General features: G+C 60.6%; 28 protein-coding genes and 1 pseudogene. 12 read left to right on the forward strand and 17 right to left on the reverse strand.

All coding sequences use genetic code 11. The features are described from left to right. The first annotated feature begins 2 nt into the window (after positions 1-2). A complete protein-coding gene (locus tag NKJ72_RS16980; protein ID WP_352478386.1) occupies positions 3-515 on the forward strand; it encodes an OmpA family protein in 513 nt (170 codons plus the stop codon). Here the strand turns inward: NKJ72_RS16980 and NKJ72_RS30985 are convergent. From NKJ72_RS30985 to soxR, 3 genes are all read right to left on the reverse strand, one after another. Beyond that, positions 413-646, reverse strand: coding sequence for a DUF6894 family protein (locus NKJ72_RS30985; RefSeq protein ID WP_502894195.1), 234 nt, complete (start codon positions 644-646; stop codon positions 413-415). The genes NKJ72_RS16980 and NKJ72_RS30985 overlap by 103 nt on opposite strands. Positions 647-769: 123 nt before the next feature. Beyond that, entirely contained in the window at positions 770-1,393 is a 624-nt protein-coding gene (locus NKJ72_RS16985; RefSeq protein WP_352478388.1) for a Crp/Fnr family transcriptional regulator, read from the reverse strand. 1,162 nt (positions 1,394-2,555) lie between these two features. Then, the gene (gene soxR / locus NKJ72_RS16990) at positions 2,556-2,981 is read right to left on the reverse strand and encodes a redox-sensitive transcriptional activator SoxR (RefSeq protein ID WP_502895522.1); all 426 of its coding nucleotides are present in this window, start codon (positions 2,979-2,981) and stop codon (positions 2,556-2,558) included. 94 nt (positions 2,982-3,075) lie between these two features. On the opposite strand from soxR, the gene NKJ72_RS16995 reads away from it, so the two are divergent. From NKJ72_RS16995 to NKJ72_RS17005, 3 genes are all read left to right on the forward strand, one after another. Continuing rightward, positions 3,076-3,798, forward strand: coding sequence for an SDR family NAD(P)-dependent oxidoreductase (locus tag NKJ72_RS16995; RefSeq protein WP_352478390.1), 723 nt, complete (start codon positions 3,076-3,078; stop codon positions 3,796-3,798). After that, complete coding sequence (locus NKJ72_RS17000; RefSeq protein WP_352478392.1) at positions 3,795-4,889, forward strand: S-adenosylmethionine:tRNA ribosyltransferase-isomerase; 1,095 nt, start codon at positions 3,795-3,797, stop codon at positions 4,887-4,889. Before NKJ72_RS16995 ends, NKJ72_RS17000 begins: the two co-directional genes overlap by 4 nt. Positions 4,890-5,087: 198 nt before the next feature. Then, on the forward strand, positions 5,088-5,288 hold the full coding sequence (locus NKJ72_RS17005; RefSeq protein WP_352478394.1) for a hypothetical protein: 201 nt from the start codon (positions 5,088-5,090) through the stop codon (positions 5,286-5,288). 14 nt (positions 5,289-5,302) lie between these two features. Here the strand turns inward: NKJ72_RS17005 and NKJ72_RS17010 are convergent, their stop codons facing one another. From NKJ72_RS17010 to NKJ72_RS17060, 11 genes and pseudogenes are all read right to left on the reverse strand, one after another. Then, positions 5,303-5,530: a hypothetical protein gene (locus tag NKJ72_RS17010; RefSeq protein WP_352478395.1), complete on the reverse strand. Its 228-nt coding sequence runs from the start codon at positions 5,528-5,530 to the stop codon at positions 5,303-5,305. 477 nt (positions 5,531-6,007) lie between these two features. Next, positions 6,008-6,128 (reverse strand): annotated as a pseudogene (locus NKJ72_RS17015) (AAA family ATPase); the annotation flags it as partial. Positions 6,129-6,306: 178 nt separating this feature from the next. After that, positions 6,307-6,498: a DUF6494 family protein gene (locus tag NKJ72_RS17020; protein WP_023679340.1), complete on the reverse strand. Its 192-nt coding sequence runs from the start codon at positions 6,496-6,498 to the stop codon at positions 6,307-6,309. 806 nt (positions 6,499-7,304) lie between these two features. Further along, positions 7,305-8,447 carry an MFS transporter gene (locus NKJ72_RS17025; protein ID WP_352478440.1) on the reverse strand — a complete coding sequence of 381 codons (1,143 nt, stop codon included), beginning with the start codon at positions 8,445-8,447 and terminating at the stop codon, positions 7,305-7,307. A gap of 680 nt (positions 8,448-9,127) precedes the next feature. Beyond that, complete coding sequence (locus NKJ72_RS17030; RefSeq protein ID WP_352478397.1) at positions 9,128-9,832, reverse strand: GntR family transcriptional regulator; 705 nt, start codon at positions 9,830-9,832, stop codon at positions 9,128-9,130. Positions 9,833-9,934: 102 nt separating this feature from the next. After that, positions 9,935-10,675 carry an aspartate/glutamate racemase family protein gene (locus tag NKJ72_RS17035; protein ID WP_352478399.1) on the reverse strand — a complete coding sequence of 247 codons (741 nt, stop codon included), beginning with the start codon at positions 10,673-10,675 and terminating at the stop codon, positions 9,935-9,937. An 8-nt stretch (positions 10,676-10,683) separates the two neighbouring features. Further along, complete coding sequence (locus NKJ72_RS17040; protein WP_352478401.1) at positions 10,684-11,406, reverse strand: ABC transporter ATP-binding protein; 723 nt, start codon at positions 11,404-11,406, stop codon at positions 10,684-10,686. A 2-nt stretch (positions 11,407-11,408) separates the two neighbouring features. Continuing rightward, positions 11,409-12,188, reverse strand: a complete 780-nt coding sequence (locus NKJ72_RS17045; protein ID WP_352478402.1) for an ABC transporter ATP-binding protein — start codon at positions 12,186-12,188, stop codon at positions 11,409-11,411. Positions 12,189-12,192: 4 nt separating this feature from the next. Beyond that, on the reverse strand, positions 12,193-13,167 hold the full coding sequence (locus tag NKJ72_RS17050) for a branched-chain amino acid ABC transporter permease (protein WP_352478404.1): 975 nt from the start codon (positions 13,165-13,167) through the stop codon (positions 12,193-12,195). Between the two features lie 5 nt (positions 13,168-13,172). Beyond that, positions 13,173-14,039: a branched-chain amino acid ABC transporter permease gene (locus NKJ72_RS17055; RefSeq protein ID WP_352478406.1), complete on the reverse strand. Its 867-nt coding sequence runs from the start codon at positions 14,037-14,039 to the stop codon at positions 13,173-13,175. A gap of 77 nt (positions 14,040-14,116) precedes the next feature. After that, positions 14,117-15,319, reverse strand: a complete 1,203-nt coding sequence (locus tag NKJ72_RS17060; protein WP_352478408.1) for an ABC transporter substrate-binding protein — start codon at positions 15,317-15,319, stop codon at positions 14,117-14,119. A gap of 1,618 nt (positions 15,320-16,937) precedes the next feature. Between NKJ72_RS17060 and NKJ72_RS17065 the strand changes: the two genes are divergently transcribed. From NKJ72_RS17065 to NKJ72_RS17075, 3 genes are all read left to right on the forward strand, one after another. Further along, positions 16,938-17,114, forward strand: coding sequence for a hypothetical protein (locus tag NKJ72_RS17065; protein WP_352478410.1), 177 nt, complete (start codon positions 16,938-16,940; stop codon positions 17,112-17,114). Between the two features lie 4 nt (positions 17,115-17,118). Beyond that, positions 17,119-17,361 (forward strand): DUF982 domain-containing protein, encoded by a 243-nt coding sequence (locus tag NKJ72_RS17070; protein ID WP_352478412.1) that lies wholly within the window; start codon positions 17,119-17,121, stop codon positions 17,359-17,361. 89 nt (positions 17,362-17,450) lie between these two features. Further along, entirely contained in the window at positions 17,451-17,696 is a 246-nt protein-coding gene (locus NKJ72_RS17075) for a DUF982 domain-containing protein (RefSeq protein ID WP_352478413.1), read from the forward strand. A 211-nt stretch (positions 17,697-17,907) separates the two neighbouring features. Here NKJ72_RS17075 and NKJ72_RS17080 read toward each other — a convergent pair whose 3' ends face one another. Continuing rightward, a complete protein-coding gene (locus NKJ72_RS17080) occupies positions 17,908-18,291 on the reverse strand; it encodes a DUF6894 family protein (RefSeq protein ID WP_352478415.1) in 384 nt (127 codons plus the stop codon). A gap of 50 nt (positions 18,292-18,341) precedes the next feature. On the opposite strand from NKJ72_RS17080, the gene NKJ72_RS17085 reads away from it, so the two are divergent. The 4 genes from NKJ72_RS17085 (at position 18,342) to NKJ72_RS17100 (ending at position 19,712) form a co-directional block, all read left to right on the forward strand. Then, positions 18,342-18,602, forward strand: coding sequence for a hypothetical protein (locus NKJ72_RS17085; RefSeq protein ID WP_352478416.1), 261 nt, complete (start codon positions 18,342-18,344; stop codon positions 18,600-18,602). 98 nt (positions 18,603-18,700) lie between these two features. After that, positions 18,701-18,937 (forward strand): DUF982 domain-containing protein, encoded by a 237-nt coding sequence (locus NKJ72_RS17090; protein ID WP_352478418.1) that lies wholly within the window; start codon positions 18,701-18,703, stop codon positions 18,935-18,937. An 80-nt stretch (positions 18,938-19,017) separates the two neighbouring features. Then, on the forward strand, positions 19,018-19,197 hold the full coding sequence (locus NKJ72_RS17095; RefSeq protein WP_352478420.1) for a YodC family protein: 180 nt from the start codon (positions 19,018-19,020) through the stop codon (positions 19,195-19,197). A 245-nt stretch (positions 19,198-19,442) separates the two neighbouring features. Then, the gene (locus NKJ72_RS17100; RefSeq protein ID WP_352478422.1) at positions 19,443-19,712 is read left to right on the forward strand and encodes a hypothetical protein; all 270 of its coding nucleotides are present in this window, start codon (positions 19,443-19,445) and stop codon (positions 19,710-19,712) included. A gap of 1 nt (position 19,713) precedes the next feature. Here the strand turns inward: NKJ72_RS17100 and NKJ72_RS17105 are convergent, their stop codons facing one another. Together NKJ72_RS17105 and NKJ72_RS17110 are read right to left on the reverse strand one after the other, a co-directional pair. Further along, the gene (locus tag NKJ72_RS17105) at positions 19,714-19,986 is read right to left on the reverse strand and encodes a hypothetical protein (RefSeq protein WP_352478423.1); all 273 of its coding nucleotides are present in this window, start codon (positions 19,984-19,986) and stop codon (positions 19,714-19,716) included. 345 nt (positions 19,987-20,331) lie between these two features. Then, positions 20,332-21,003, reverse strand: coding sequence for a Crp/Fnr family transcriptional regulator (locus tag NKJ72_RS17110; RefSeq protein WP_352478425.1), 672 nt, complete (start codon positions 21,001-21,003; stop codon positions 20,332-20,334). Positions 21,004-21,227: 224 nt separating this feature from the next. Here NKJ72_RS17110 and NKJ72_RS17115 point away from each other — a divergent pair, with 224 nt between their 5' ends. Continuing rightward, positions 21,228-21,389 (forward strand): hypothetical protein, encoded by a 162-nt coding sequence (locus tag NKJ72_RS17115; RefSeq protein ID WP_167522729.1) that lies wholly within the window; start codon positions 21,228-21,230, stop codon positions 21,387-21,389. Positions 21,390-23,700: the final 2,311 nt, after the last annotated feature.

Below are 23,700 nucleotides of genomic sequence, written 5' to 3' on the forward strand. Positions count from 1 at the left end.
TCATGAACCGTATGATTGAAAACACGCGCCGGCTGCTCGCTGCCGGCCTGCTGATGCTGGTCGCATCCTGCTCGACCAGCAACACGCTCGCCCCTTCCACGCCTGACATTACCAACACCGAGGTTGCCGGCTTCCAGAACGTGCAGCCGGGTAGCGAGGAGGATTTTATCCTCAATGTCGGCCGCCGCACCTATTTCACGCAAGGTTCGGCCGCGCTCGATTCTGTCGCCAAGGCCACCCTCGACACCCAGATCGCCTGGTTAACAAAGCATCCGCGCTGGCTGCTCAAGCTGCAGGGTTTCGCCGACGATCCCGGCGCAAGTGAAATGGCGCTGTCGCAGCAGCGCGCCGATGCGGTGATGGACTACCTCGCCGCCGGCGGCATAGACCGCAACCGCATGTGGGCCAAGGGCTACGGCAAGGACAGGCTCGTCCGCGACTGCCCGGACACCGCCTGCAGGTCGCAGAACCGCCGCGTTGTGTCTAATTTGCGCGATGAGAGGGACGAGTCGTAGAGGCTGTCCATGCGGGTTCGGAAGACGAGATCGTGCGCGGTGGCGAGCGCATGCTCGCGCAGATCCTCCACGTTTGCCAGTTCGTCACCTTCGTGATCGGGTATCAGCCGACCGCGGTAACGAATGTTCATGAAGTAACGCAAGTCCGCCACTCATCTCTCTCTCGCTTGATCGGGAACTGGAATACGTTGGAGTATTCCCTCTCGGCGAGCCGTAGGACTGGCCGGCGATCTGTTCCAGCTTCGCTCGATCCCTCATCCCGACGCGACCACGCGTGGCCCTGATCGCACCGGCGCCCTCCAGCATCTGCACTGCAAGGTCACGCCCGGACGACGCGCGCCCAGCATAATGCTCATGAATTCGTGGGTGATGGGCATGTCGTCCTGCTCTAGCCGGTCGTGCGTCATGAGAAGCCAGCGCGCGAGCCGCTCCTCGACGGAGTAGCCGGCGTTGGCATAGGCCGTCTGACTGACCTGCACGATGAAGGTATGCACGAAACGCAGAAGGAGCGCGCGCAGCGCGGGGCTATGGTCCATAGCGGCCTGTAGCTCGCCCGCCCCAATGCGGAATGCTTCGCCTGCGACCTGGACCAGGCAGGTGTGCGGCGAACGGTCCACGCCGAGCACGATGGGGGCACCCACCAGGCCCTCCGATCCCACCATGCCGACCTCGAACCGTCCTTCCCCGGTGTCGGCGACGATTGAGGCAACCCCATATTCGGGGAAGGTGACATGGGTGATCCTTTGATCGGCTCTGAACAGATGTTCGCGCAGTCCAAACGACACCGCCTCCAGGTGCGGCTGCACCAGGACAAAGTCGTCAGGCGACAACGAAGCCAGCAGACGGTTGCGAAGGATCGATTGCTGAAGCTGAGCCATGCTCACAGCCTCCGTTTTGGAGCAAGAGCACGAGCACACCTCAGCCATTTCTCAGCCGCTTGCGCCCTAACGATCAGCAAGCGATCGTATCCTCCTCAGATCCTAGCGAAGCAATGGTGAACGCATTTTTCAGCGTCAGATCGGAGCTTAGATACAGATTCGTACCGACATGTCTAAATGCAGACTTGCTTTCCACGGTTCTGGTCTAGAAATGCGTACCAAATCGCTCCTGGTAGTGGTCTTTCCCCAAGACTGATTTCGGCAGTTTGGGCGCCAGTAGCCACGTGTCAGCAAGTTCGCTCGCGCGGCCTCTGTGGCAAGCATAACGAAAGGAACCAAGCTGCCAGGGCCAGGTTCGAAGCCGGTTCCTGAAGAGGTCAATCCATGTCGCGCGCGTGTCGCGTGGATTTGCCGAGTGTCGCAGGAAATCCTTGCAAATCACCGGTAGCTGCTTGCAACATGGCGCGAAACACAATCGGCCAGCTTTAAGGGCTAGCCGATTGTCAAGTTTACTTGAGAAATTCTTGGTAGTGGGAGACCGCTACATCGCGACACCCACTATTGAGGGGGCGCTTTTTTGCTATCGTTGGCAAGCGGCCTGACAGCAAATCGAGATCGAGCAACCACGAACTCGACGATGATGGATGGGACGAACTGCGCCGAAAAAGCTGACAAATTCGGATACTTAACGTAAAGCCTTGGGTCATGCGGTACCGAATGCAGTACCGTTCGGGCGATCAACCAACGATTGGCGAAATTTTGAACGGGCTACCATTACCGATGGCCTAAACACCATCTTCGTCCTTCGTTGCCGCAAGAAAGGTTCCCCAAGCGCCGGATCAATCCGATCAGCCTGTGCCAACGCGCAACGGCTCCAATACTCAAACGTTTCGGGCGGGACTGAAGAGGTTGATGACTGCCGCACCCGGAGCAGTTCGACGTATTTCCTTATTTCGCTTGGCCTGCTGAAATGCAGCCGCGTTTTTAGAAGGAACGACCGTCTGGCAGGACGACGCAAGCACTTGATGGCAAGGCCGTCGAGCGGATGGAGAAAGTCAGCGACGAACAATACCGCCGCTGAACCTTACCGGGCCGCAGCGTCTCGCACTTGGCGAAGTCTTGCGCTGCCGAGTCCTGCAATAGTGACAGGCACGCTGCCAACTCACCCCAGCCAATACCTCGGCCCCGGCCCCTTGCGTCCTGCCATATCGGCAGGGTTCGCAAGGCTACACCGGTCCATCGACAGACAGCCGCAACCGATGCACTCGGTAAGCCCGGACCTCAGGCGCTGCAACTCCGCGATGCGCTGGTCGATGCGCTTAGTCCACTGGCCCGACAACCGCGACCAATCCCGACGCGACGGCACGCGATCGGCTGGCAACTTGGCGAGCTCGGCGCCGATCTCCTCCAGCGTCAGCCCAATTCGCTGCGCGAAGACGATGAAGGCGATCCGGCGCAGCACGGATCGCGGATAGCGTCTGTGTCCCGAGCCGGCCCGCTCGGACGCGATCAGCCCGCGCTCCTCGTAGAAGCGCAGGGCCGATGAGGCGACGCCGCTGCGCCGCGACACGTCGGTGATGGTCAGCATGGAATCCATGCATGAACGAAAGCACGATTCCCGCTTGACTTCAAGTTAACTTGAACTTGTAGCAAGGGCCATAAAGCTTGAAGGAGCACCGGCAATGCAGTCGAATATTGATCTTCAAGGACTTCGCGTGGCGGTCACGGGCGGCACCTCCGGGCTCGGAATGGCGCTTGTGCGGCAGCTGACCGCGCAGGGTGCGTGCGTGGCCTTCGTCGCTCGCACCGCCGCGAATGTCGAACGCATCGCTGACGAGACGGGCGCGCACGGCATTGTCGGCGACGTCGGCAAGAAGGAGGACACCTACTCGATCGCACTACAGGTCACTGCCAGCCTCGGCGGGCTCGACGTCCTGATCAACAATGCCTCGAGCCTCGGCCCTGTCCCTCTGGCGCTCCTCGCCGATACTGAGTGCGAGGAGCTGGAAGTGGCGCTCGCGGTCAACCTGGTCGGCGCGTTCCGGCTGACGAAGGCCCTGTTCGGTGCGCTTGCCGCGTCCGCACGCGAGGGCCGTGGCGCGATGGTGATCAACATCTCCAGCGACGCGGCGGTGAACGCCTATCCCGGCTGGGGCGCGTATGGGGCGAGCAAGGCCGCTCTTGCCCATCTGACGGCGATTTGGGAGGAGGAGGCGAAAGCCGACGGCATACGGCTCCTCGCACCCGACCCTGGCGACATGGACACCCCGCTGCACGCGCTAGCGCTTCCTGACGCCGATCCGTCTACATTGAAACGCCCCGAACTGGCTGCTGCCGAGATCATCGAAAAGATGATCGACGCGTTACAGGTCCGCGCTACGCTTCACGCCGGGGCATGCGCATGATTGCCGCCGATCGTTCCGATCGGCGCGCAGCCAGGCTGTTGGTCGTCGAGGCGGACGGCACGATGCGCGACCTGCCGCGCGCTGGAATCGCGACGCTATTCGGTCCCGGCGATCAGGTCGTCGCCAATGACGCCGCGACCTTGCCTGCCAGCTTGCACGGCACGCATGTCCCAAGCGGTGAGGCGATCGAGATCCGCCTGGCGGGCTGGCTGTCACTTCCCGATCCAACCCGTTTCGTGGCGATTGCCTTCGGCTCGGGCGATCACCGCACGCGCACGGAAGACCGGCTGCCTCCACCTCCGCTGTCACCAGGCGATCGCCTCCGGCTCGGCTCGCTTGACGCCGTCGTCGAGCGCCTTCTCGACCATCCACGCCTTCTCGAGTTGCACTTCCCAGGCAACCGCGCAGCGGTGCTTGCAGGACTGGCGCAGCACGGCCGGCCGATCCAATACGCGCATGTTCCCCAGCCGTTGGCACTGTGGGATGTTTGGACGAAGATTGCCGCCGGGCCGGTCGCGTTCGAGGCGCCGTCGGCAGGCTTCGCGCTCGACTGGCGCACGCTCCAAGCCTGGCGTCGGCACGACGTTGGCTTTGCAACACTCACGCATGCTGCGGGCGTGTCTTCCACCGGCGATCCCGCGCTCGACTCGCGCCTTCCCTTCGACGAGCCATACCGCATCCCTGGGCGCACCGCGGCGCAGGTCGCGCGGGCGAAGCTGCGCGGCAGCCGCATCATTGCGATCGGCACAAGCGTAGTGCGCGCACTTGAAGCAGCCGCCAATCCCGGCGGCAATGTGCGTGCCGGAAATGGCATTGCGACAGGGCGCATCGCGCGGGGCACGCGGCTTCGCGTGGTCGATGCGATTCTCACAGGCGTCCACCAGCCCGGCGAAAGCCATTTCGAGCTCCTGCGCGCCTTTGCCGATGATGCTCTGCTCGCTAAGGCCTCCGCAGCCTTCACCGCGTATCGATACCGCGCGCATGAATTCGGCGATTCCATGCTGCTCAATCGCCAACCGCTGCTTCTATCGCGCGAACGGAACCGTGCCGAGGTGCTCGAGACGAAGCCTCTACTCGAGGCGTGGCTATGATGTCGGCAGGTTCGGTGGCATTCCGGGCCGCACCGCGAACGTCAGCTTCGGAGAAGTGGAACAGACCCAAGGTTGATTGACGATTCTCCCCAGGTCCACCCGGTTCCGAACCGGCACAACGCGCCAATTGCCGACCTTTCCGGCGAGTGTACCACTACCCACTGCCGCCCCGAGCATCCCCGACACCGAGCCGTCGGCATGACGTCGACCGATCGCTCCGCCGCGGCCTGGATCGACCAATCGCTGGCCCACGTCGCTGAAGCCATCGGCCGCATGGACGACGATCGGTTCCTGGCCGAGCACCAGTCCGCCCACGATGAACCGCGCTCGCCGTCTGTGGACATGGTTGCCGCGGTGCTTGAGTGGTGGCGCCGGTGGCCGGTGGGGCGCGACGAATGAAGCGCCGGCCCAGTTCAACCTGGGCGACGCCGTTCAAAGCTGGGGGGATCGATCTTCACCAAGCGGTCTGCGGCCTCGACCGCAGCTCGTATCCTGCTGCGCAGCGCGAGATTCTTGGCCAGCATTTCTTCAGTGCGTTGAAGCGCGAGCTCGGTCCGATGGATGCGCTGCCTGGCAATGGCAACTTCCGATGTCAAAATATCGGCCGCTATCCCGTGGCCGTGGGGTTCCATAGTGTCCATCAGTTTCTAATACATGGGGGGCGATATCGTTCCCTAATATCGGGCGAGCGGGGTGCCGCCGTTCCTCTATCAGTGATGAGCGCTGCCAATATGGTCCGGCCGTCTTTGCAGCCGCGACAGGCGCGATGGGCCGAATGACCAACGCGCTCCCTGTCAAAACAGCGCCAGAAACAAGGCGCCCCCCTCGATCCATCCTGATGCGGCCCGATGAAGTGCGGGATATCAAATCAGCCGCCGACTATGCTGGCCGCGATGACAGGACCATTCGTCGTTGGGCAACGCGATATGGGATCGGGCGCCAGAGTGGACGAGGTGCGCCCCATCGAAATTAGCCTGCCAGCCTTGGAAATGGTTGCACGGCAAATTGGAGGCGCTGGAGACGCTGCGCGCCGGCGACAGATCAAATCGATGCTGCGGCCGCGCTCGAGTTTCAAACGGGCAACCGGCGTTGGAGACGGTCGCCCGGCCGCTTCACGTAACGGCGCGGCGGGCGAACGCCGCCGCGTCAACCCAGGGGTAGCACATCGCCGTTCCGATCAAGTTCCTCCGCGACGACACGTCGGCCCGGTTCCTCGACAACCGCATATCCTCGTCGGGCGCCTCCATAGATTCGTTGAACCAACGACTGGAAAGGATCGGTGTTTCGCGTTCCGTTAGAGTCGCAAGAGCGTGGGGTGAGCGGTACTACATCCACCCGGCCAGACGCCATTCCAACCGCTGATCCGTCTCGACGCTTTCGGCCGCCTCGGCCGTCTCGCTAGGTCGCTTCGCCCGGCTTATGGAAGTTCGATCTCGCCGTCCACCACGTGGTTAAGGCCGGTGCCTTCCGCCGTCAGCGTCATGCGGACCTTCAGCTTCTTGCCGCCGATTTGCCCTTCGCGCACCGTCTCCTCGATCTTGCGCTGAGAGGTGACGCCGACTTCCTTCAGGAACTTGCGGATCGACATGTTGACGGCGTCTTCGCTCATGGCGGAACTCCTCTGTATCCGGAAGGGATTGTAAGGGAAGGCAAGGGATCAAGGAAGCAGGACGGTGACGCACGGTTTTATAGAAATAGACCTGGAGCCGGGTGGAGACGTCGGGTCCTTAAACTTGATCGGCCCCTGGCAGGAGGAGTGGAACCGATCGACGTCTTGCGCAGAAGGAGCACTATGACGGCTATCTCGGCCTTGCTCTGACCGATCAGGAAAAGAGTGATCTGATCGAGTACCTCAATCGATCTGATCAGCACTCGGCGCTTCTTTGGGTTCGATTGGGAGGAAAGATCATTAAAGAAGATCGTGGTGAGGTAATTGCGGGTCGGCACAACAGGCCAAGCGCTGTCTCGCCGGAAACTTCTTAAGGTGTCGATGACCGGCGCGGGCGATTGCAGGTGCAGGTGGGCTTGCTTCCTGCATGACAGGTCAGCCTGCGGCGCGGCGCCGAAACAACCCCAAAGCCTGTGGCGCTTTATTAGGATGTTCCAAACAAACGTCGCCGCTGGGCCGGGTGCTCCCATTTCCTGAAGCCGAATGCATCCGAGATTGTCGCGGGTGAAATCAGCCCCGATGGTTGGTGCCGCTTTTACAAAGCACGGCCGGCCTGATCGGTCGAACCCAGCGGAGACTTTCGTTGTCTGCTGCGCTGGCGGGTGATGGTCTGCAGGCCTCGCGTCGAGGATGTCGGGTCACATTAGGCATTCGACAAGTCCGGAGTCAGAGCCGAAGTGATCGATCACCTTTCCAACATTTGCCTTCCCGATTGATCCCTCCCGGTGGGTCAAGCAACCCAAATATCAGCGTTCCTCTGGCGGCTTGACGTTCTGGAACTGCATCAGCAGCAGCAGATCATAAATGATTTTGAGTGTGCCGCAGATCAGGAGGGGCCATGCCCGGAACGAGGCAGCGAACAGAGCGCCCGCCAGGGCGGGACTGGCTGCGGCAGCCAAACTGCGAGGTACCGATGTGAAGCTCGCGGCTGCTGCCCGCTCCGCCTCCGTGACGACCGCCATGACGTAAGATGAGCGCGTCGGGACGTCCATCTGCGAAAGCGCGGCACGGATCAGCAGCAGGGCGAGCGCCAGAGGGAGCGTCGGCGCAAGCGCCGCCAGCATCAGGGCGATGCTGGACGGAATGTGTGTGAACACCATCGTGTTGATGAGTCCGATGTGCCGCGACAGCCAGGCGGCAACGGGGAATGAGAACGCCGAAAGGACGCCGGACCAGAAGAAGAAAAAGCCCGCTTCCGAAAGCGACAGGTCGAATTTTTCGAAAAGCCACAGGGCAAGCAACGACTGGACGAGGAAGCCGCCTGCAAAGGCATCAAGGCTAAAAAGGGCCGCAAGCCTGAAAACGATATTCCGCGAGGGGCCAAGCGCGGACGTGCTGCCGGAGTCCGACGTTGGACGGCGCTGCGGGATCTGCGCGTAAAGGAGACCGCCGAGCAGGCCCAGCAACGCATAGAGCACGAACATCGCCTTGATGCCGGTGAGTTGATCGAGGCCGGCTGGAGCCAGAAGATCAGGTGTCGCCGAAGCGAGCGCGCCAACCGCGGCTGCGAGCGCACCCACAAGGCTGTAGCGCGCGAACATCTTGGTCCGCGCGGCGTCGGTGACTTCGCGTGTGAGCACGGCATGCTCTAAGGGCACGAATACGCTGACGCTGCCGGCCGACGGGTTGATGGTGCCTGCGAAGGCGATCACCAAAAGCAGCGCGTAGTCGTGGACCACAGCAAAGGCCACACCCGTGGCGACCATCAGACTGGCGGCGGCAAGCAGGAGTTGGCGGTGATCGTGTCGGGCACCAAGGAGTCCGACGGCGATGGTCAAGAGCGCTGAACCAAGCAGCGATGCGGTTGCAATGATGCCGACCTGCAGAGGCGCGAAGCCTAATGCGAGGAGATATACCGGCAACAGAACGGCCACGAAGCCGTCGCCCATGTCCCGCAGGGCTCGGGCCGCAAAAAGAAAAGTCGCCGGGCGGATCTGCTGCACTGATCTAGCCTGACCTCATCACCTGCATTGGCGTCACCGGCTTTGGCAGCGTCGCTCGACGGGGCCGGAAGGATCATGACGGAGTCGCATTAGACATTCCAGCGAGGCGAATATCGGATTCAATCCTCGGGCTACCGCCCAACAATGCTGAATCATATCGTGTCAACGGCTTGCAACGACCGAAGACGCAACTGGCGCATATTGCACTTGGCTGTCAAGGTCGGGAAGAAGGGTCGGATCGCGAAGTTCCCCGCCGCATTGAACGTCCCAAGATGGCGCATAGTGCCGTTTCGGAACCGGGTGGACCGGGGGCAGGATCGCCAATCAACCTGGGATCATGTTGCAACCAAGTTCGAATGTCGCGTTGCTGGCAAGTAGAAATGTCGCATTGGGACGTTTCAGGGGTAGGCGCCAAGTCAGGATTGCGGGGTGACGTGCATCCTGGCTTCGCCGTGAGCGCCCGATCGGGGGCGATCAAGTATGGCACTTCGGCTTTACTAGCTTTGAGAGCGGCCACTTACGCGCGAGCTTCGTTGGCCGGTGTCGGTTGCGGGTGATCCGATATTCGTCCAGCATCGCGACGACATCTGCAATGCGAAGCTTGGCGAAGAGTTTGACAGCGCAGATCAGCGCAAGATGTCCGACAGGCTCTCGGGCTTCTTCTCGCCAAGCGACAGATCAAGGCCGGACAGAAGTTCGACGAGATGGCTTCGCATCAGGTCGGACGCGTTTTGTGCGTCGTGCTTTTCGATGGCATCGACGAGGGCGTGATGGGCGTGGCTTTCGCAGGTGGTGTCGCGGCGGCGCCAGTAGAGCGCGATGATCAGCGACGACCGCGACAGCAGGTCTTTGACGAAACCGGTCAGGATAGAATGGCCGGCGATTTCGGCTATGCCGACATGGAATTTTGCCGACAGCATGATGGCGTCGCTGTCGCGGCCGGCATGCAGGGCCTCGTGCTCTTTTTCGAGATGAAGCCGCAGTTGCGCGATCTCGGCCGGCTTTGCCACTTCGGCGGCAAGCGCCGCGACCTTGGGCTCGATCAGCGCCCGCGCCTCGAAGACCTCGCGCGCTTCCTGCTTGGTCGGCTGGGCGACGAACGCGCCGCGGTTCGGCTCGAGCCGAGCCAAGCGGTCATGCGACAGCGCCTGCAGCGCCGCGCGTATCACCGCGCGGCTCACCGAATAGATCGAGGCGAGTTCGTCCTCGGGTAGTTTTGTGCCCGGTGCGAGGCGGTGGCTGACGATGGCGTCGCGCAGGCCGGCATAGACCGGAAACCAGCGCATCGTCGGCTTGTCGCCATCCCGTGGCTTTGGCCCAAGCAGGTCCATCGTCTCATTGTCCCGGCGGCCGGATCGCATAGCGGCACGAACACCGCGTTTCCGGCCGCACATCGAACATCCTGTGTGGGAATGTCAACAATTTTGCACGCATCAGGATACACGGCCGGAGGGCGAAAAGGGCGCAAAGATTCCGGCGAAGGATTTTTCGAGTGGAACCTGGTAGCCGCCGCGCTTTGAGGTCGACAGGCCAAGGCCGACGAGGCTCTCGCAGAGTTTTACTGCGCAGGCGACGCCGTCGAGCACGGGAAGGCTATGTTCGCGGCTGAGCGCGGCGGCGAGGTCGGCCATGCCGGCGCATCCCAGCACAATCGCTTCGGCCCGGTCGTCGCGGATGGCGCGCTCGATCTCCTCCGAAATTCGATGGCGGGCGTTGGAGCCGGGCACTTCGAGCTCCAGAACGGGAACGTCGCTTGCCCGCACCCTGGCGCAGCGGCTGGCGAGGCCGTAGCGCACCAGATTGTGCTCGATCGCCGGCACCGAACGCGACAGCGTCGTCACCACGCTGAACTTGCCGGCAATCAGGCTCGCCATGTGAAACGCCGCTTCGCCGATGCCGACCACCGGCATCTCGCCGACGCAGCGTACTGCGTCGAGGCCGGTGTCGTCGAAGCAGGCGATGACGCAGGCGCTCGCCGCCGGATGTCTCAGGATCTCGCCGATCATTCCCGGGATGGCGAAGACCTCGTCGAAATAGCCTTCGACGCTCGGCGGCCCGTCCTTCGGATTGACGGCGATGATCCTGGTGGCGGCCGAAGCCGCAAGGCGCGCCGCCTCGCCGATCTTTTCGGTCATGGACGCGGTGGTGTTGGGATTGACGACGAGTACGTCCATTTGCGCTTTCATATTTCGCCGCCGAGATAGAGTTTCTTGACCCGGTCGTCGCCAAGCAGCTCAGCCGAATGTCCGGCCAGCGCGATCTTTCCGGTCGTCAGTGCGTAGGCGCGCTGCGAGATGCGCAGCGCCATGCGCGAATTCTGCTCGACCAAGAGAACACTGACCTTTTCGTCGCGATTGATCGCCACGATGGAGCGGGCGATGTCCTGAACGAGCTTCGGCGCGACGCCGAGCGAGGGTTCATCGAGCAGCAGAAGCTTCGGTTTGGCCATCAGCGCCCGCCCGATCACCAGCATCTGCTGTTCGCCGCCGCTCATCGTACCCGCCGTCTGGGAATAGCGTTCCTTCAGGCGCGGGAAGCGCCCGAGCACCATGTCCAGCGTCCTTGCGATTTCGGCCTTGTCGATGCGGGTGAAGGCGCCCATCATCAGATTGTCGCGCACCGTCATGTAGGAAAAGACGCGCCGACCCTCCGGCACCATGGCGATGCCCATCCTGACCAGCTCGTCAGGGCGCGTTCCGTCGATGCGGTGGCCCTGGAAATGAATCTCGCCGCTGCGGACCTTCTTCAGGCCGGTGATGGCGCGCAGGATCGAAGATTTGCCCGCGCCGTTCGCGCCGATTAGCGCGACGGTCTCGCCCTCGTTGACGTTGAGCGACACACCCTTCAGTGCATAGACATGGTCGTAGTAGAGTTCGACGTCGGAGACTTTCAGCAGTTCGCTCATGGCTAAAATCCGATCGTCTCATCTTCGGCGCCGAGGTAGGCCTCGATGACCTTTTCGTTCTCCTGGATTTCCTTCGGCGTTCCCTCGGCGATTTTCACACCGAAGTTCAGGACGACGATTCGGTCGGAAATGTTCATGACGGCGGGCATATCGTGCTCGACCAGCAGGACAGTCACGCCGCGCTTCCGCACGCCGCGCACCATCTCCACCGCGCGCACGGTTTCGTCATGGTTCATGCCAGCGAAGGGCTCGTCGAGCAGAAGGACGGTCGGGTTCGTGGCGAGCCCGATGGCAATCCCGAGCGCGCGCAGATGGCCGTGCGGCAGCGTGCTGGCGATCTCATGCCGTTGCGCGCCGAGACCGAGGAAGTCGATGATCTCGTCGGCCGAGCGGCCGAATTCATCTTCGTCGCGCCGTGCGGTATTCGTGCCGAGATAGAAGCCGGCAAGGCTGGCATTGGAACGCAGGTGATGCGCGATTATGACATTGTCGCGCACCGTCATGCCCTTGAAGATCGTCGTCTCCTGGAACGTGCGCACGACGCCCTTCCGGGCGACGATATGCGGCGCCAGGCCTGAAATCCGCTCTCCCCGGAACAGCACTTCGCCCGAGGTCGGATTGAGAAAAGAGGAAATCAGCTTGAACAGCGTCGATTTGCCGGCGCCGTTGGGGCCGATGACGGAAAGGATCTCGCGTTCGCGGACCGCGAAGGAAACATTGTTGACCGCGACCAGCCCGCCGAAGCGTTTGGTCACTGCCTTGATCTGGAGAAGGTCAGTCATGGTCCTAGCCCTGCTTCTTGCCGAACAGCCGGAGGCTGAGCAGGCCGTTGGGAAGGAACAGCATCAGCGCGATCAGCACCGACGAGAAGATCAGCAACTGGAACTCGCCGGTCTCGAACAGGAAATCCCAGCCGAAATAGAGCACGAAGGTGCCGATCATCGGCCCGAAGACGTAGCCGAGCCCGCCGAGGAAGCAGTTCAGCATGAAGTTCACCGAGTCGGTGACGGTGAAGCTGGACGGATAGATCGACTGAGAGATGGCGACGAACATCGCGCCGCCGAGACCGCCGAGGAACGAGGAGATGGCGTAGGCGATGACGCGCAGATAGGCGATATTGACGCCGATCGAGGAGGCCAGTTCCTCGTTCTGCTGCAACGACTGGCAGAGTTTGCCGATGCGCGAATGGACTAGGCGGTAGAGCGCTGCAAAGCACAGCACCATCAGCACAACCGACACCAGATAGAAGGCGGGACGCGGATTGGCGAGCGTCGCGAAATCCGGAAGGATGGTCAGCCCGAATATCGAGATGCCGCCGGGGAGCGGAATGCTGACCATGCCCTTGGCTCCGTTGGTGATCGGCAGTGCCAGTGCGAGCAGCCGCGCCACTTCGGTCAAAACCAGCGTGACCATGGCGAAATAGACGCCGCGAAGCCTGAGGATGGGCAGCCCGATCAGCACGCTTGCAGCGGCGCAGAATAGCCCAGCCAGCGGCAGTGTCAGCCAGAACGACACACCATACTGGACGACAAGGATGGCCGAAACATAGCCGCCCATAAGCGCGAAGGCACCCTGGCCGATATTGATGCGGCCGATGTAGAAAGTCACCCACACCCCGGCGCTGGCGATGCTGAGCAGCGCGACCGAAGTCAGCGTGTAGTAGAGGTCGAGCCGACCCGTCGCCTCGATCAGCCAGGGCACGCCGATGAGTACGACCAGCAGGAAGACAGCGACGCCGAGGATGTTGCGTGTACGCTTCATGTCGATCACCCCCACGGCTTGCCCATGAGCCCGTTCGGGCGGATGCTCAGGAACACCATCAGCGCGGCGAAGATGACGAGATAAGTGACGTCGCCATATTGGCGTAGCACCGTCAGGCCGACCGATTCCATCATGCCGAGGATGAAGCCGCCGGCGATCGCTCCGCTGACCACGCCGGCGCCGCCGATCATCACCATCAAGAACGCCTTGATCGAGATCGGCCCGCCGATGCCCGAATTGACGCCGGTGATGGCGACCAGCAGCCCGCCGACTATGCCGGCAAGCATCGCGCCGAGCGCAAAGCCGATCATCGAATAGCGGTCGACCTCGACGCCCATAAGCTGTGCCGCGACCCGGTCCTGCGCCAGCGCCCGCATGGCGCGTCCCGGCTTGCTGTACTGCATGAAAAGCACGAAGGAGGCGATGAACAGTATGGCGAGTGCGCCGACCAGCAGCCGGTCGTAAGGCATTATGAGGCTGTCGGAGACGAAGACGCCGTTGACGATCTTCGGCACGCCGCGCTGCTTTTCGCCGAACAGGAGGAGGATCACGGCGTCGAGGAAGAATGCGACCGCCGCCGCGAGAAGCATCGTACTTTCCTCCCGCACGCTTCGCCTAATCACCGTTCTGAAAAGGAATTTCTCGACCAGCGCTCCAATGACCAGCAGCGTGATCCCGGACGCGACGAGCGCGACGACGAAAGGCATGCCGAGCTGGCCATAGACGGTGTAGGTGATGAAGCCACCGAGAACGTACATCTGCCCATGGGCAAAGTTTAGCACGTTCATCAGAGCGAAGATCAGGGTCAGACCGAGCGCGATCAAGGCGTATTGCGCACCAAGATAAAGCCCGTTGGCGATGACTTGTTCCATCAGGATGGTTCCCGGCCATTCAGAGGCTCAAGGCGAATGCACGAGCCTCTGCGGCAATCCGCTTCAGTGCAATTGCGTCAATCGACTTGAGCGACGAAGAGCGTCTCGAACTTGCCGTCGCGGTATTCCGTGACCACCATCGGGACCGAAAGCTGGCGCTTCTGGCCAAACGACGTCATTCCGACATAGGTCAGCTTGGCATCGCCCTTCAGATAGGGATTGGGCGCCGAGAAAGTGTCGATCGTCTTCTTGAACTCCTCGACATTGTCGATCGCGGCCGGATTCGCCTTCAGCGTCTCGATGATGTATTCGAGCGCGTAGACCTTGGTGTTGGACTCGTCATTGTATTCGCCGAACATTTTCGTATAGCGGTCGACGAACTCCTTCATCATGTCGGACGCGATTTCGGGCGTCGATGCGCCGCCGACTGAGATGAAGCCGTTGGCCAACTCGCCCGCGCCCTCTTCCAGCACCTTGGCATCCTGCGCCGTTTCGGTGGAGATCAGACCTTCGTAGCCGAGCTCGCGCGCGGCGCGGATCAGCAGCGGAGCATTGCCGGGCGCGACACCCGAAAGCACCAGCAGGTCCGGTTTTTGCAAAACGATCGGCGTCAGTACCGGCGTGAAGTCGCGGGTATCGTTTTGGTAGACGTCCGTGGCAGCCACAACCTCAAGCCCGAGCGCCTTTGCCGCGGCAACACCGCCATCTCGCTGGCTCAGCGGATCGGATTCGTTGGCGGCGACAAAGGCAACTTTTTTCACGCCCCTGTTTTCCATGAGATATTTGTAGATCGCCGGAGCTGACTGGTAGTTGGCGATCATGCCGAGCACGGCGTTGGACGCCGGCGGGGTGTAGAGTTCCTTCGGGAATGCGTAGGGAAAATAGATGATGCCCTTGGATTCAGCCACAGGACGCACCGCCGCCGCGCCGTCGTCGACATTCGGACCGACGACATAGTGGATGCCCTCCTGGGCCATCTTCTCCATGCCGGCGATCGCCCGCTTCGGGTCCTTCTGATCGTCAAAGGTGACGATTTTGATGTCATAGGTCTCGTCACCAATCTTCACACCTCCGGTTTCGTTGATCCAGGCGGCGCGCGTCTGCATCGAGCGGACGTTGGATGTGCCCCACGCAGCGGCCGCGCCACTCGTCACGCCGACAAAGCCGATCTTGAGTTCCTTGTTGGCGGCTTGCACTGTGATTGTGCCGCCGGCCATGATTGCCAGCGCAGAGACGGCGCCGAGTGCGGCGAATGTGATTATTGAACGTCTGTTGATCATTGTTCTTTCCCCTTTGGAGGCCGCGCATTGTTGCGACAGAACTCGACCGATACGCGGACTTTTGTGAGTCAAGGCTCAAATCAATTATCTGTCAACAAAACTTTTACAGATTGTTGACAATCTTATGCGGTCGTAGATGAAGGTCGTAGGACCGAAACGGCTTCGTGTCGGCGAGGGTGCGGCATCCACAAAATAGGATTATATTCCGCCGTCAAGGCACATAGACTTCGTCCCGCCCTCAGCGCATGCTCGTATCGGGGAGCTGAAGGGCAACATGGACGCGATCAACGCACACCGACGAAAGGGCGGCTGTGTTGCCGGCACATTGTAAGCCGTTCCAACGTTAAAATTGTCGGCTTGATTCCCGCCCCTCGCGACTGCGGGGTGGTCGTTTAGTCGATTGACTCGCGTAATGCACCGGCAGTTAATCTCCCCGCCAGGGCAAAAAGAGGGGCTATGAAACTGGGAGCAAACGATGACTGTCCAAAAAGAAGACTATCGAACCAACAGAGCCGACTACGCCACAGCTGCGATGCATAGCCGAGCGACCGCTGAGGGCGATCGTGACGATTTGGTGGCGAGGAAAAAGTCCCTGTGGGTAACAGATCGGCGATCTGCAAAATTGGCTGCAAACCCGTCAGAAAGCTCGCCAGAACCCAAGGCAAAAGCGCGCGGTAAGTGAATCGTGCCAGCCACTTTCTTACCGCCGCGTACTTCGTTCGCATGGTTCAAGTACATTAGATTTGTCTAATGTACTAACCAGTCAGTCGAGCATTCCCGAACGCTCGCTGGTCAGGCCAAGCGGCCCCCTAATCCAAGCTGCTGGGCCGCCCCCTAAGGAAGTGCGTGTATCCCTGAGGCGGTCGTCGGTGACCCGCCTCCGTACCGCGGCCGGGATCGCAACCACGTCATCGACCCAACGCCCCGCATCGGTACCGCTCAAACGAATGGCAATTTTCTGTCCAGATGCGTTTAGTATCCATTCTCGGGAGACCCACGCGTGGTCGCGTGGGAGACAAGTGACTCCCCTTTAAAGGCATCGAGATGCTACGAGCGCTGAAAAGTCAGTTCCTTAGACCTAAAGATCGGGCGATTTGCCAGCGGGTTGTCGACCAGATAACCGCCGACGCTAAATGGTACAGCACTTCGATAGACGGTCAGATTCTGGTCTCGACCACGCTGAATCTCTTTCAATCAGGGGTCGTAAACGAAACGAATTTGCTGGCACATGTTCGCGCGCGGCGCCACGACTTCACTAAACTGACAGCCTAGCTCCACCCGGGCGGAAACAGCGCGCTAAGCTGACGATGAGCTGGTCTACCTTATAGTCACTGCGGCCCCGGCCTTCGGACTGTCAGTCGCGTTCGACCTCCACGAATAGTTCTCCCGGCAGCCCATTGGTTCGGCCTCAGGTGTACGTCGGGACGACCGATCCGGGGTTGTGGGACCAAAGGCGGATCGAGGCGCGCTCTATAGGGTCGAGAGGGCAGGGGGGCCTCGCGCGAGCCAGTAATCCGATCCCCTGCTGAGAAATTTCTACCAAACATTCCGCCCATCATTCAAAGGAACAAATCCGCTCGCGGTGCAGTTCGGTCCTTTTAAGCATGCAGGCCCGAACATGGCTGAAATCGATAAAGCCAAACAGAAGGTTATTGCCGAAGTTGTGCGGCGGTGGATCACTTCAGAGGTAATCCGCAATCACCTTCGCAACCTGCTAAATCTGCCTGTAGAACGGGAGCTGCCGGCTGAGCAAAAGCATTTGCTGCAGGAACTTGATAGGGCCGACAAAGAGTGACTGTATGGCACTCCATTGGTTCTCCCCTCCGGTCCCCGTCAAGACCGAGCGTCCCGGGACCCTTCGCAACGTCAACAACGCCGAGACAGCCGGCGAGGAGCTGCTGAAGTGGACGAAGCGTGGCCCTTGCTGGGACCTCGCGGTGAGCGTTTGCATGGCCGTGATATTCGACGAGATGGAAGCTGAGGAGGCCCGTAAGGCATTCCTGGCTGCCGCTAAGGAGGAGGGTAGGCTTTTTCCTGATTAGCAGGCCGCGTCGCTCTTCGCGCGAGCCAAATTCGATCACCGGCCCAGACATCTCTACCAAACATTCCCACCCCCTCTAATTATCCCTCAATGGCAACCCATTGGTTCGTTCCTTCGGTGTTCGTGAAGACTGAAACCGGCGACAGGCATGGCTGCAACAATGCGAGGGCAGCCCTTGAGCAACTCAAGAGGTGGACCCGCAGTGGACCCCGCTGGCACAAGGCGGTGAACCTTTGCCTGTCAGATCTAGAGGGCGATCCGATTGACCCTCAGGTGGTACGAAAGGCCTTTGAGGCTGCCGCCAAGGAAGCCAAGGTGTATCTCTCACCAGAGTAGGAACCCTCCACTCGTGTTCATCGACCCGGTTCGCCATCCGGTCCAGCAGCTTACGGGATGCCGCAATTACGCGGCGGGTTGCATCAAGGGAGAGCCGAAGGTCATCGATGTCTGCGCGCGCGCGACGCTCATTCAACCGAGAACTGTCTATTTGTAAGCGAGAGCTGTTTATTAAGTGATACCAATCGGAAACCATCTTTGCAGAGCTAGACTAGCGCGCCCGCATCTCAAACTTGATCATAGCCTCTAAGAACGTTTCGTTGGACTCGTCGCGAACGGTCATCACAAATTCTCGAGAGGGGCCATCCGGCAGCTTATCCTTAGTAATCTCGACCAAGGCCTTTACCGCCTCCGCCTTTGCAGCTTCGAGGTCCGGGAGATCGGTACCCACAACGTCAAGGAAGACTTTGCCAGTGTCGGTGAAGTCGAAGAAATAGCGCGGCGTCCCTACAAACACAGTAACGCGAGAATGGTTCACGCTTGCGTTGCGATTGGCTGTGCAGCGGGCCCTTGCCGCTCTAATGTGCGCAACGCTAACGAGCGTGACCTGACGTCCAATGATGTCCGCGACATTGGTTAAAAACGTACGCGCCAAGACTCATCGCCCCGATCGGCTTAGAGTTACTTCCGAAAGGAAGCGCTCTCATGCTGCCATTGCCCCACGCCGTCGATCCAAAAGTAGTTGCCGAGATCAACAATCTTCTAGACCAGTACGCAGGGGCGGTACCGGTGCCCGTTCACAAGCTCGCCGCGGTTGTCCGGCTGCGCCTCAGAAGCCATCTTTCCATCGCGACTATTGAGGCGCTGATCGTGGACGAAGCCGAGTGTCGCCACCTGCCCATGCTGTTCGAACTGCCGGCAACACATGCGGCTGTAGTTTCATCTGCTCTGGGCCGTGCGATTTGAAGTTTAGGCGCTCTGCCCGTCTGGCAACGAAAGCGGACCTCTGGCTCGCGAAGCGGTATGCCCACGGCCTTCGATGATGAGCGCAGAGCGGCCCCCTCATGGCAACCCATTGGTTCTCCCCTCCGGTGTACGTCAAGACCGACCGACCTGGGATCACCTACGGCTGCAACAATGTCGAGGGTGCCGCCGAGGAACTCATGAAGTGGACCGAGAGGGGACCGAAGTGGAATCTGGCGGTGCAAGCCTGCAGCGACGCCTTTGAGGGCCGGGTCTCGCCCAACGATGTCCGTAAAGCCTTCGAGGAAGCTGCCGAGGAGGAGGGGGTGCTACGCTAAATCTAGCTAGGTCTCCATTCCGCTTTCCACCGCGTCCCACGTCTGATTACTGGTCGTTCTCAAACATTGGGAGAGAATTTATGTCTGATTTCAAAGTTGGCGATGTGGTGGAGCTAAAGTCTGGCGGTCCTAACATGACGATCAACGAGGCGCAGAGTGCCGGCGGGTTTATGTGTCAATGGTTCAACAACGACGGCGGGGCGTACAAGCTTGAGACCGTCAGGATTAAAGGTGAAATGCTCAAAGCCGTGCCGAAGTAGTCGCCGCGCCTTCCTGACAGGGGGTCCCACGTTGCCTTTGATTGTTACGAACGGAGCATTGCTTGATGGCGCTGATCTTGGAGAACGTTACCAAGCCCAGAACCTCATGAGCAAGATCGGCCCACCCATCTGCCGATGTGGGCTTATCACGGCAGCAACTTCGCGGGCATGTGCCTAGAGTTCGATACTGCTGACCTCATGATCAGTGACTTCCATGCAGAGAAACTGCGCCCGGTGACCTATGCGTGCGCAACGCTCTGCCATCGCTCACGCTCGCCGACATGGGGGCGCAGCATCTCGAAGAGGCGGTGATCGCTCGCATCACGCGCAAGCGCGGTGAATGGGCTCACGAGAAGGAATGGCGCTTCGTTACTGGCCAAGCCGGGCCTAAGCACTTTCTCGACGATGCGCTTCGTCGCGTGTGCCTGGGTCCCCGTGTCAAACCTGAACACGCCGCGCGGGTATGCGAGGTGATGGACCGGCGACCGGTGGAGGGGGGAAATCAGGGGTTTTGAACTAGCGTTTCGCAGCATTAAGCCAGCTAGGCCGCTGGGCGAATGCGAGCGGGTCGGCATCGGCAAGTTCGATCCCGTGGAGGACCTGTTCGCGGAAGCGGAACTGAAGCAGTTTCTGACGGTGCCATTCGAGGCACTTCTTGAGGAATGCCGCCGAACCGCTTCGAGGCCGAACATGGAGGCAATGGCCGGGATTGATCTCGCCGGCAGCAACAGAAACGCCATTTACTTCTGGACGACCTATAAGCTCCGGAGCGGCCGTGAGGTCTTTCACAAGCGTTACTTCGACCGACGATTGCGCCTTGTCCTCGGGAAGGACTAAGTGGGGCCAGAAGACGGGATCGGGAGCATTGCCGTGGAAGGTTTGGACGAAGACACTCGGAAACGGCGGGAGACGCTGACTGCAGTTCAGTATGGCGGGATTTATCCCCCTCACGAAGCGTTCTACATCCAGTCGATCATCTACGCCGAGCCGGCTTTCGCCCTAATGGCCGAGCGTGGCACAGGACGCTATGTCGGGAGCGCCTTTATCACCTTGAACCGGGAGATGCGGGAACGCTTCACTTGCGGCCGAGGAGTATGAAACGTGCGGTGCCCCCCGCCGCAGCGACAGCCTTCGCTATTCCTTCTTGTCGACCAGCGCCCGTAGTGCCGAGACGTCATGCAGCAATAACCTGCTGCCGCGCTTTTCGATCAGGCCTCTCTTGGCGAGGTCGCTCATTTCGCGCGAGACCGCTTCCCTGTGCGTGCTCATCGTTGCCGCCAGCTCGGAATGCGTCGGTGCCGGGCTTATGGACACCTCGCCGTCCACGAGTGCGGCTTTCTCCGCCCGATGCAGGATCTCGACGATCAGCCGTTTTCGCACGACCAGAGTGCTGTATTCGAATACCCGCTCGGTCATGCGCCGGAGCTGGGCAGACAGATGCTCAAGCAGCACCCAGGCAAAAGTCGGGTGGGTCATCACGATATCCCGGAATGCTGTGCCGGACAGCCGTGCAGCGCGGGTTGCCTCCAGCGCGACTACGCTGGCGGAGCGTGCAATCCCGTCAATGCCTCCGAGCTCCCCGAAAATGTCACCCGGTTCGACATCGCGATACGCTATCTCCCTGCCGTCCGCTGAAACCAGTGTCACGCGAGCACGTCCTTCCAGCAGGAAGAAGACATCGCGACCAGTGTCGCCGTGGGAAATGATTAGCTCGTTGTGTCGATAGCTGCGCTCGTGCCACCGTTTGGTCAGCGCGGCGAGGTCGGCATCGCAAAGTCTTGAGATGAAGGCCAGAGAGCCTGTCACAACGGTCTCTTGTTCAATCAAGTGTACTTCACCTTACTCCCTATCCAAGGAAATTTGATGGCCGCAGGCCCCGCTTTCCGGGATGCAAACTGGGAGCGGATTTCGCCAATCTTTTTCCCGGTGTGGGAATTCCCACAGCCGAGCCTGGTTCGACTGTCATATCCTTGTTGCAACGTCAGGCCCGCCGGCTCGTGTGCAAGCCGGCGAAGGGAAAGGGAACAGTCATGAAATTCTTGGCTCCCGTCACAAAACTTGCTGCGGGGTTTCGCAAATTCGTCGCGCCGCGCTACCGCCCGGAGCTTTATTACATGCGTGGCCCGGGGCCAGCCACCGCCCGCCGTATGGGCACGCCGCGGCAAAACCAATCCATCGACCACTACGCCTAATTTGCCTCGCGGACGGCTGACGCTCTCGCCCGGAGTGCCGTTCGCGCCGTTCCGTACCGGTCAATTCAGATCAATGAAGGGAGGATCTAATCATGGTTATAATTCATGCTGCCGCCATTGGTCCATTTCGCAGGTGGTTACGCCTCCGCGCCGAGCGAAAAGCTCTCTTGTCGGCAACGGACCAGTTGAGCCGTTTACCCGATGACGTCCTTGGCGACATCGGCATCTCACGTGACGAAATCATGTGCGATTTGCGAAGCCGCGCCATCCGTCATGCGGAGGCAGGCGCGGCCGGCACGACGATCGAGCGCACCAGGATCGCTTCGGCCTCGATCCCGAAACGGTTGGCCGCCGGCAGTGGCTACGCCTCGGCCGAGATCCCCTTTGGCTGGTCCACGAGCGCGCGATCGAGCCTTACATCGAGGTTTCGACAAGCAGCGGCGCGCGGACGGGACCTTCGAACGGCACTACACCTGCGACCCCAAGGACTGGATGTTGACCGACGGGAGCTGGGGAGGATCTCAAAATGATCATGTCAGTTGTTAAGTCCCTCGCGCCTGTGACGCTCGGCACCGTGCTGATCGCAATCAGTCCGGCTTCATTGTCGGCTTCTGACGCCCAGGACCTCGCGTTCGCTCACGCTGACATGCCAATCAAACAGCTGAAAGACGTCTATTTGGATTGCGAGCGGGGAGGCCGCCGGTGCGCTGGGGACGGACGATGTGATGTACTGTTCGATGCGCGAGTTCCGACTAGGCGCGCGATAGCAGTTTGCGCATAATCAACGATGCATGGCCTTCTGCACCGTGCGACGCGGCCCTGCGATCGGCAACTTCGAACCATGTTTGGACCGCGCACTTCGCCGATCAGCGCAGTAACCAACCCGCGGAGTTCCGCGAGCGACAGCCTTCAAACGAATCAGTCGGTGGTAGCGTCACGCATAGGGTGAATCACGAACGCGCTCGCCTGCAAACCCCTTCGCCCGGAAATCTGCCCCGGTTACGCGGTTCGCCAGCAGACTGAGAAGGAGCGGCTTCAGCCGATCGCCGATGCTATTTGTTATCTTTGTGCCGAATGGTCGGGGCTCCGGCCCTCTCAAACCCTCCACCGCCGTTGTCGCGCATGTGCCGCGTGCCACCTGCCGCGCTTTCAGCGAGCCGACCTTACCTCCAGTCTGGAACCTAGCAGTCGCCCAACTGGTTCAACCTTCCGCCACGGCCGGGCAGGGGAGGGCGTGCAAAACGGTAGGCGCGACCTAAGAAACGGTCGCGGTTCGAGTCGGTAGAGGGATACCGCCAATACAGTGCTGTGACCGAGTTCGTTTGCTGACGGGGCCTCTTAATCAGTGCAAATAAGTCCGACTCCGGACTCCGCAACCAGTTTCAGCATAAATCACTAATAGTCGCGATCTGACCAAAGCCCCGCCGGAAAAAAACGGCAGGGCCTTTTCCACGGCAGGTTTGGCGAAGCGCGGAAGGGCACTCGGCCGCCCACGTAACCGGCATGCACGGTGAAGACGAGAAGGACGCTCTTCCAAGCGCGGAGTTCGAATCCTCCCTCACCGAAAACGGCGTATTCGCGGCACGTCAGCTTACGACACAAATATGCGGGGTTGATGGTTCGACCTGGTAGATGGCAGAGATCAACTTCGGCCTCGCTAAGCGAAGTCGTGGGGTTTATCCGACAGCGGAATCAGGATACGCGACGAGCACCCCGTGCCGGGTCAACCTCGCCGTCGGCAAGTACCGATCGGTGCGGAACCAAGCGGAATCACGCTTGTCGGCAGCGGACGCCGGCGGTGGCGATCAGCACCCGAGCAGGCTCCTCATTAGCAAGACAAACGTCCAGAGCGGAGGCCAATCTTGGCACGCGACTGCGCCATCCTGAACGACCGCTCTCCTCGGCTTAGTCAAACATACCTGCGGAATGATGCGCCTGGCCGGTGACAAATGAATCTCTGCTGGACCGCGGATGATATGGGGAGGCGCTCGCAAATCGCGCCCTACGCGCGGGTTGATCGGTTGATTAACATCAAAGCTTGAATATCAGAAATGCGCCAACTGTGACGGCGGTGGTCACCGTGGCTCGAGTGTCAGCAGATGTGGTAAGGTTGAGTGTCGGCGAGTGGCAGAGGTCCAGCAACAATGACTTTGAGACGAACCAGAGCTTACGGCACATCCGGCTTGGTTCTAGCGGTTTGCACTGTGTTTGCTTGGCAGAACGCCACTGCCGCTCAAAATTGCGACGCAGCCGCGACGCCTGGCGTCAATTGGCAAGAGTGTGACAAAAAGCTTCTCATCCTAGATGGACA

Origin of the sequence: Mesorhizobium sp. M0045 (genome assembly GCF_040323385.1) — a bacterium.
Classification (GTDB): domain Bacteria; phylum Pseudomonadota; class Alphaproteobacteria; order Rhizobiales; family Rhizobiaceae; genus Mesorhizobium.

What these genes read in the sequence shown, in the direction of transcription:
- NKJ72_RS16980 (WP_352478386.1), top strand. Translation starts at nt 3, where the DNA reads ATGAACCGTATGATTGAAAACACGCGCCGGCTGCTCGCTGCCGGCCTG.
- NKJ72_RS30985 (WP_502894195.1), bottom strand. Translation starts at nt 646, where the DNA reads ATGAACATTCGTTACCGCGGTCGGCTGATACCCGATCACGAAGGTGAC.
- NKJ72_RS16985 (WP_352478388.1), bottom strand. Translation starts at nt 1,393, where the DNA reads ATGGCTCAGCTTCAGCAATCGATCCTTCGCAACCGTCTGCTGGCTTCG.
- soxR (WP_502895522.1), bottom strand. Translation starts at nt 2,981, where the DNA reads ATGCTGACCATCACCGACGTGTCGCGGCGCAGCGGCGTCGCCTCATCG.
- NKJ72_RS16995 (WP_352478390.1), top strand. Translation starts at nt 3,076, where the DNA reads ATGCAGTCGAATATTGATCTTCAAGGACTTCGCGTGGCGGTCACGGGC.
- NKJ72_RS17000 (WP_352478392.1), top strand. Translation starts at nt 3,795, where the DNA reads ATGATTGCCGCCGATCGTTCCGATCGGCGCGCAGCCAGGCTGTTGGTC.
- NKJ72_RS17005 (WP_352478394.1), top strand. Translation starts at nt 5,088, where the DNA reads ATGACGTCGACCGATCGCTCCGCCGCGGCCTGGATCGACCAATCGCTG.
- NKJ72_RS17010 (WP_352478395.1), bottom strand. Translation starts at nt 5,530, where the DNA reads ATGGACACTATGGAACCCCACGGCCACGGGATAGCGGCCGATATTTTG.
- NKJ72_RS17020 (WP_023679340.1), bottom strand. Translation starts at nt 6,498, where the DNA reads ATGAGCGAAGACGCCGTCAACATGTCGATCCGCAAGTTCCTGAAGGAA.
- NKJ72_RS17025 (WP_352478440.1), bottom strand. Translation starts at nt 8,447, where the DNA reads ATGGGCGACGGCTTCGTGGCCGTTCTGTTGCCGGTATATCTCCTCGCA.
- NKJ72_RS17030 (WP_352478397.1), bottom strand. Translation starts at nt 9,832, where the DNA reads ATGGACCTGCTTGGGCCAAAGCCACGGGATGGCGACAAGCCGACGATG.
- NKJ72_RS17035 (WP_352478399.1), bottom strand. Translation starts at nt 10,675, where the DNA reads ATGGACGTACTCGTCGTCAATCCCAACACCACCGCGTCCATGACCGAA.
- NKJ72_RS17040 (WP_352478401.1), bottom strand. Translation starts at nt 11,406, where the DNA reads ATGAGCGAACTGCTGAAAGTCTCCGACGTCGAACTCTACTACGACCAT.
- NKJ72_RS17045 (WP_352478402.1), bottom strand. Translation starts at nt 12,188, where the DNA reads ATGACTGACCTTCTCCAGATCAAGGCAGTGACCAAACGCTTCGGCGGG.
- NKJ72_RS17050 (WP_352478404.1), bottom strand. Translation starts at nt 13,167, where the DNA reads ATGAAGCGTACACGCAACATCCTCGGCGTCGCTGTCTTCCTGCTGGTC.
- NKJ72_RS17055 (WP_352478406.1), bottom strand. Translation starts at nt 14,039, where the DNA reads ATGGAACAAGTCATCGCCAACGGGCTTTATCTTGGTGCGCAATACGCC.
- NKJ72_RS17060 (WP_352478408.1), bottom strand. Translation starts at nt 15,319, where the DNA reads ATGATCAACAGACGTTCAATAATCACATTCGCCGCACTCGGCGCCGTC.
- NKJ72_RS17065 (WP_352478410.1), top strand. Translation starts at nt 16,938, where the DNA reads ATGGCTGAAATCGATAAAGCCAAACAGAAGGTTATTGCCGAAGTTGTG.
- NKJ72_RS17070 (WP_352478412.1), top strand. Translation starts at nt 17,119, where the DNA reads ATGGCACTCCATTGGTTCTCCCCTCCGGTCCCCGTCAAGACCGAGCGT.
- NKJ72_RS17075 (WP_352478413.1), top strand. Translation starts at nt 17,451, where the DNA reads ATGGCAACCCATTGGTTCGTTCCTTCGGTGTTCGTGAAGACTGAAACC.
- NKJ72_RS17085 (WP_352478416.1), top strand. Translation starts at nt 18,342, where the DNA reads ATGCTGCCATTGCCCCACGCCGTCGATCCAAAAGTAGTTGCCGAGATC.
- NKJ72_RS17090 (WP_352478418.1), top strand. Translation starts at nt 18,701, where the DNA reads ATGGCAACCCATTGGTTCTCCCCTCCGGTGTACGTCAAGACCGACCGA.
- NKJ72_RS17095 (WP_352478420.1), top strand. Translation starts at nt 19,018, where the DNA reads ATGTCTGATTTCAAAGTTGGCGATGTGGTGGAGCTAAAGTCTGGCGGT.
- NKJ72_RS17115 (WP_167522729.1), top strand. Translation starts at nt 21,228, where the DNA reads ATGAAATTCTTGGCTCCCGTCACAAAACTTGCTGCGGGGTTTCGCAAA.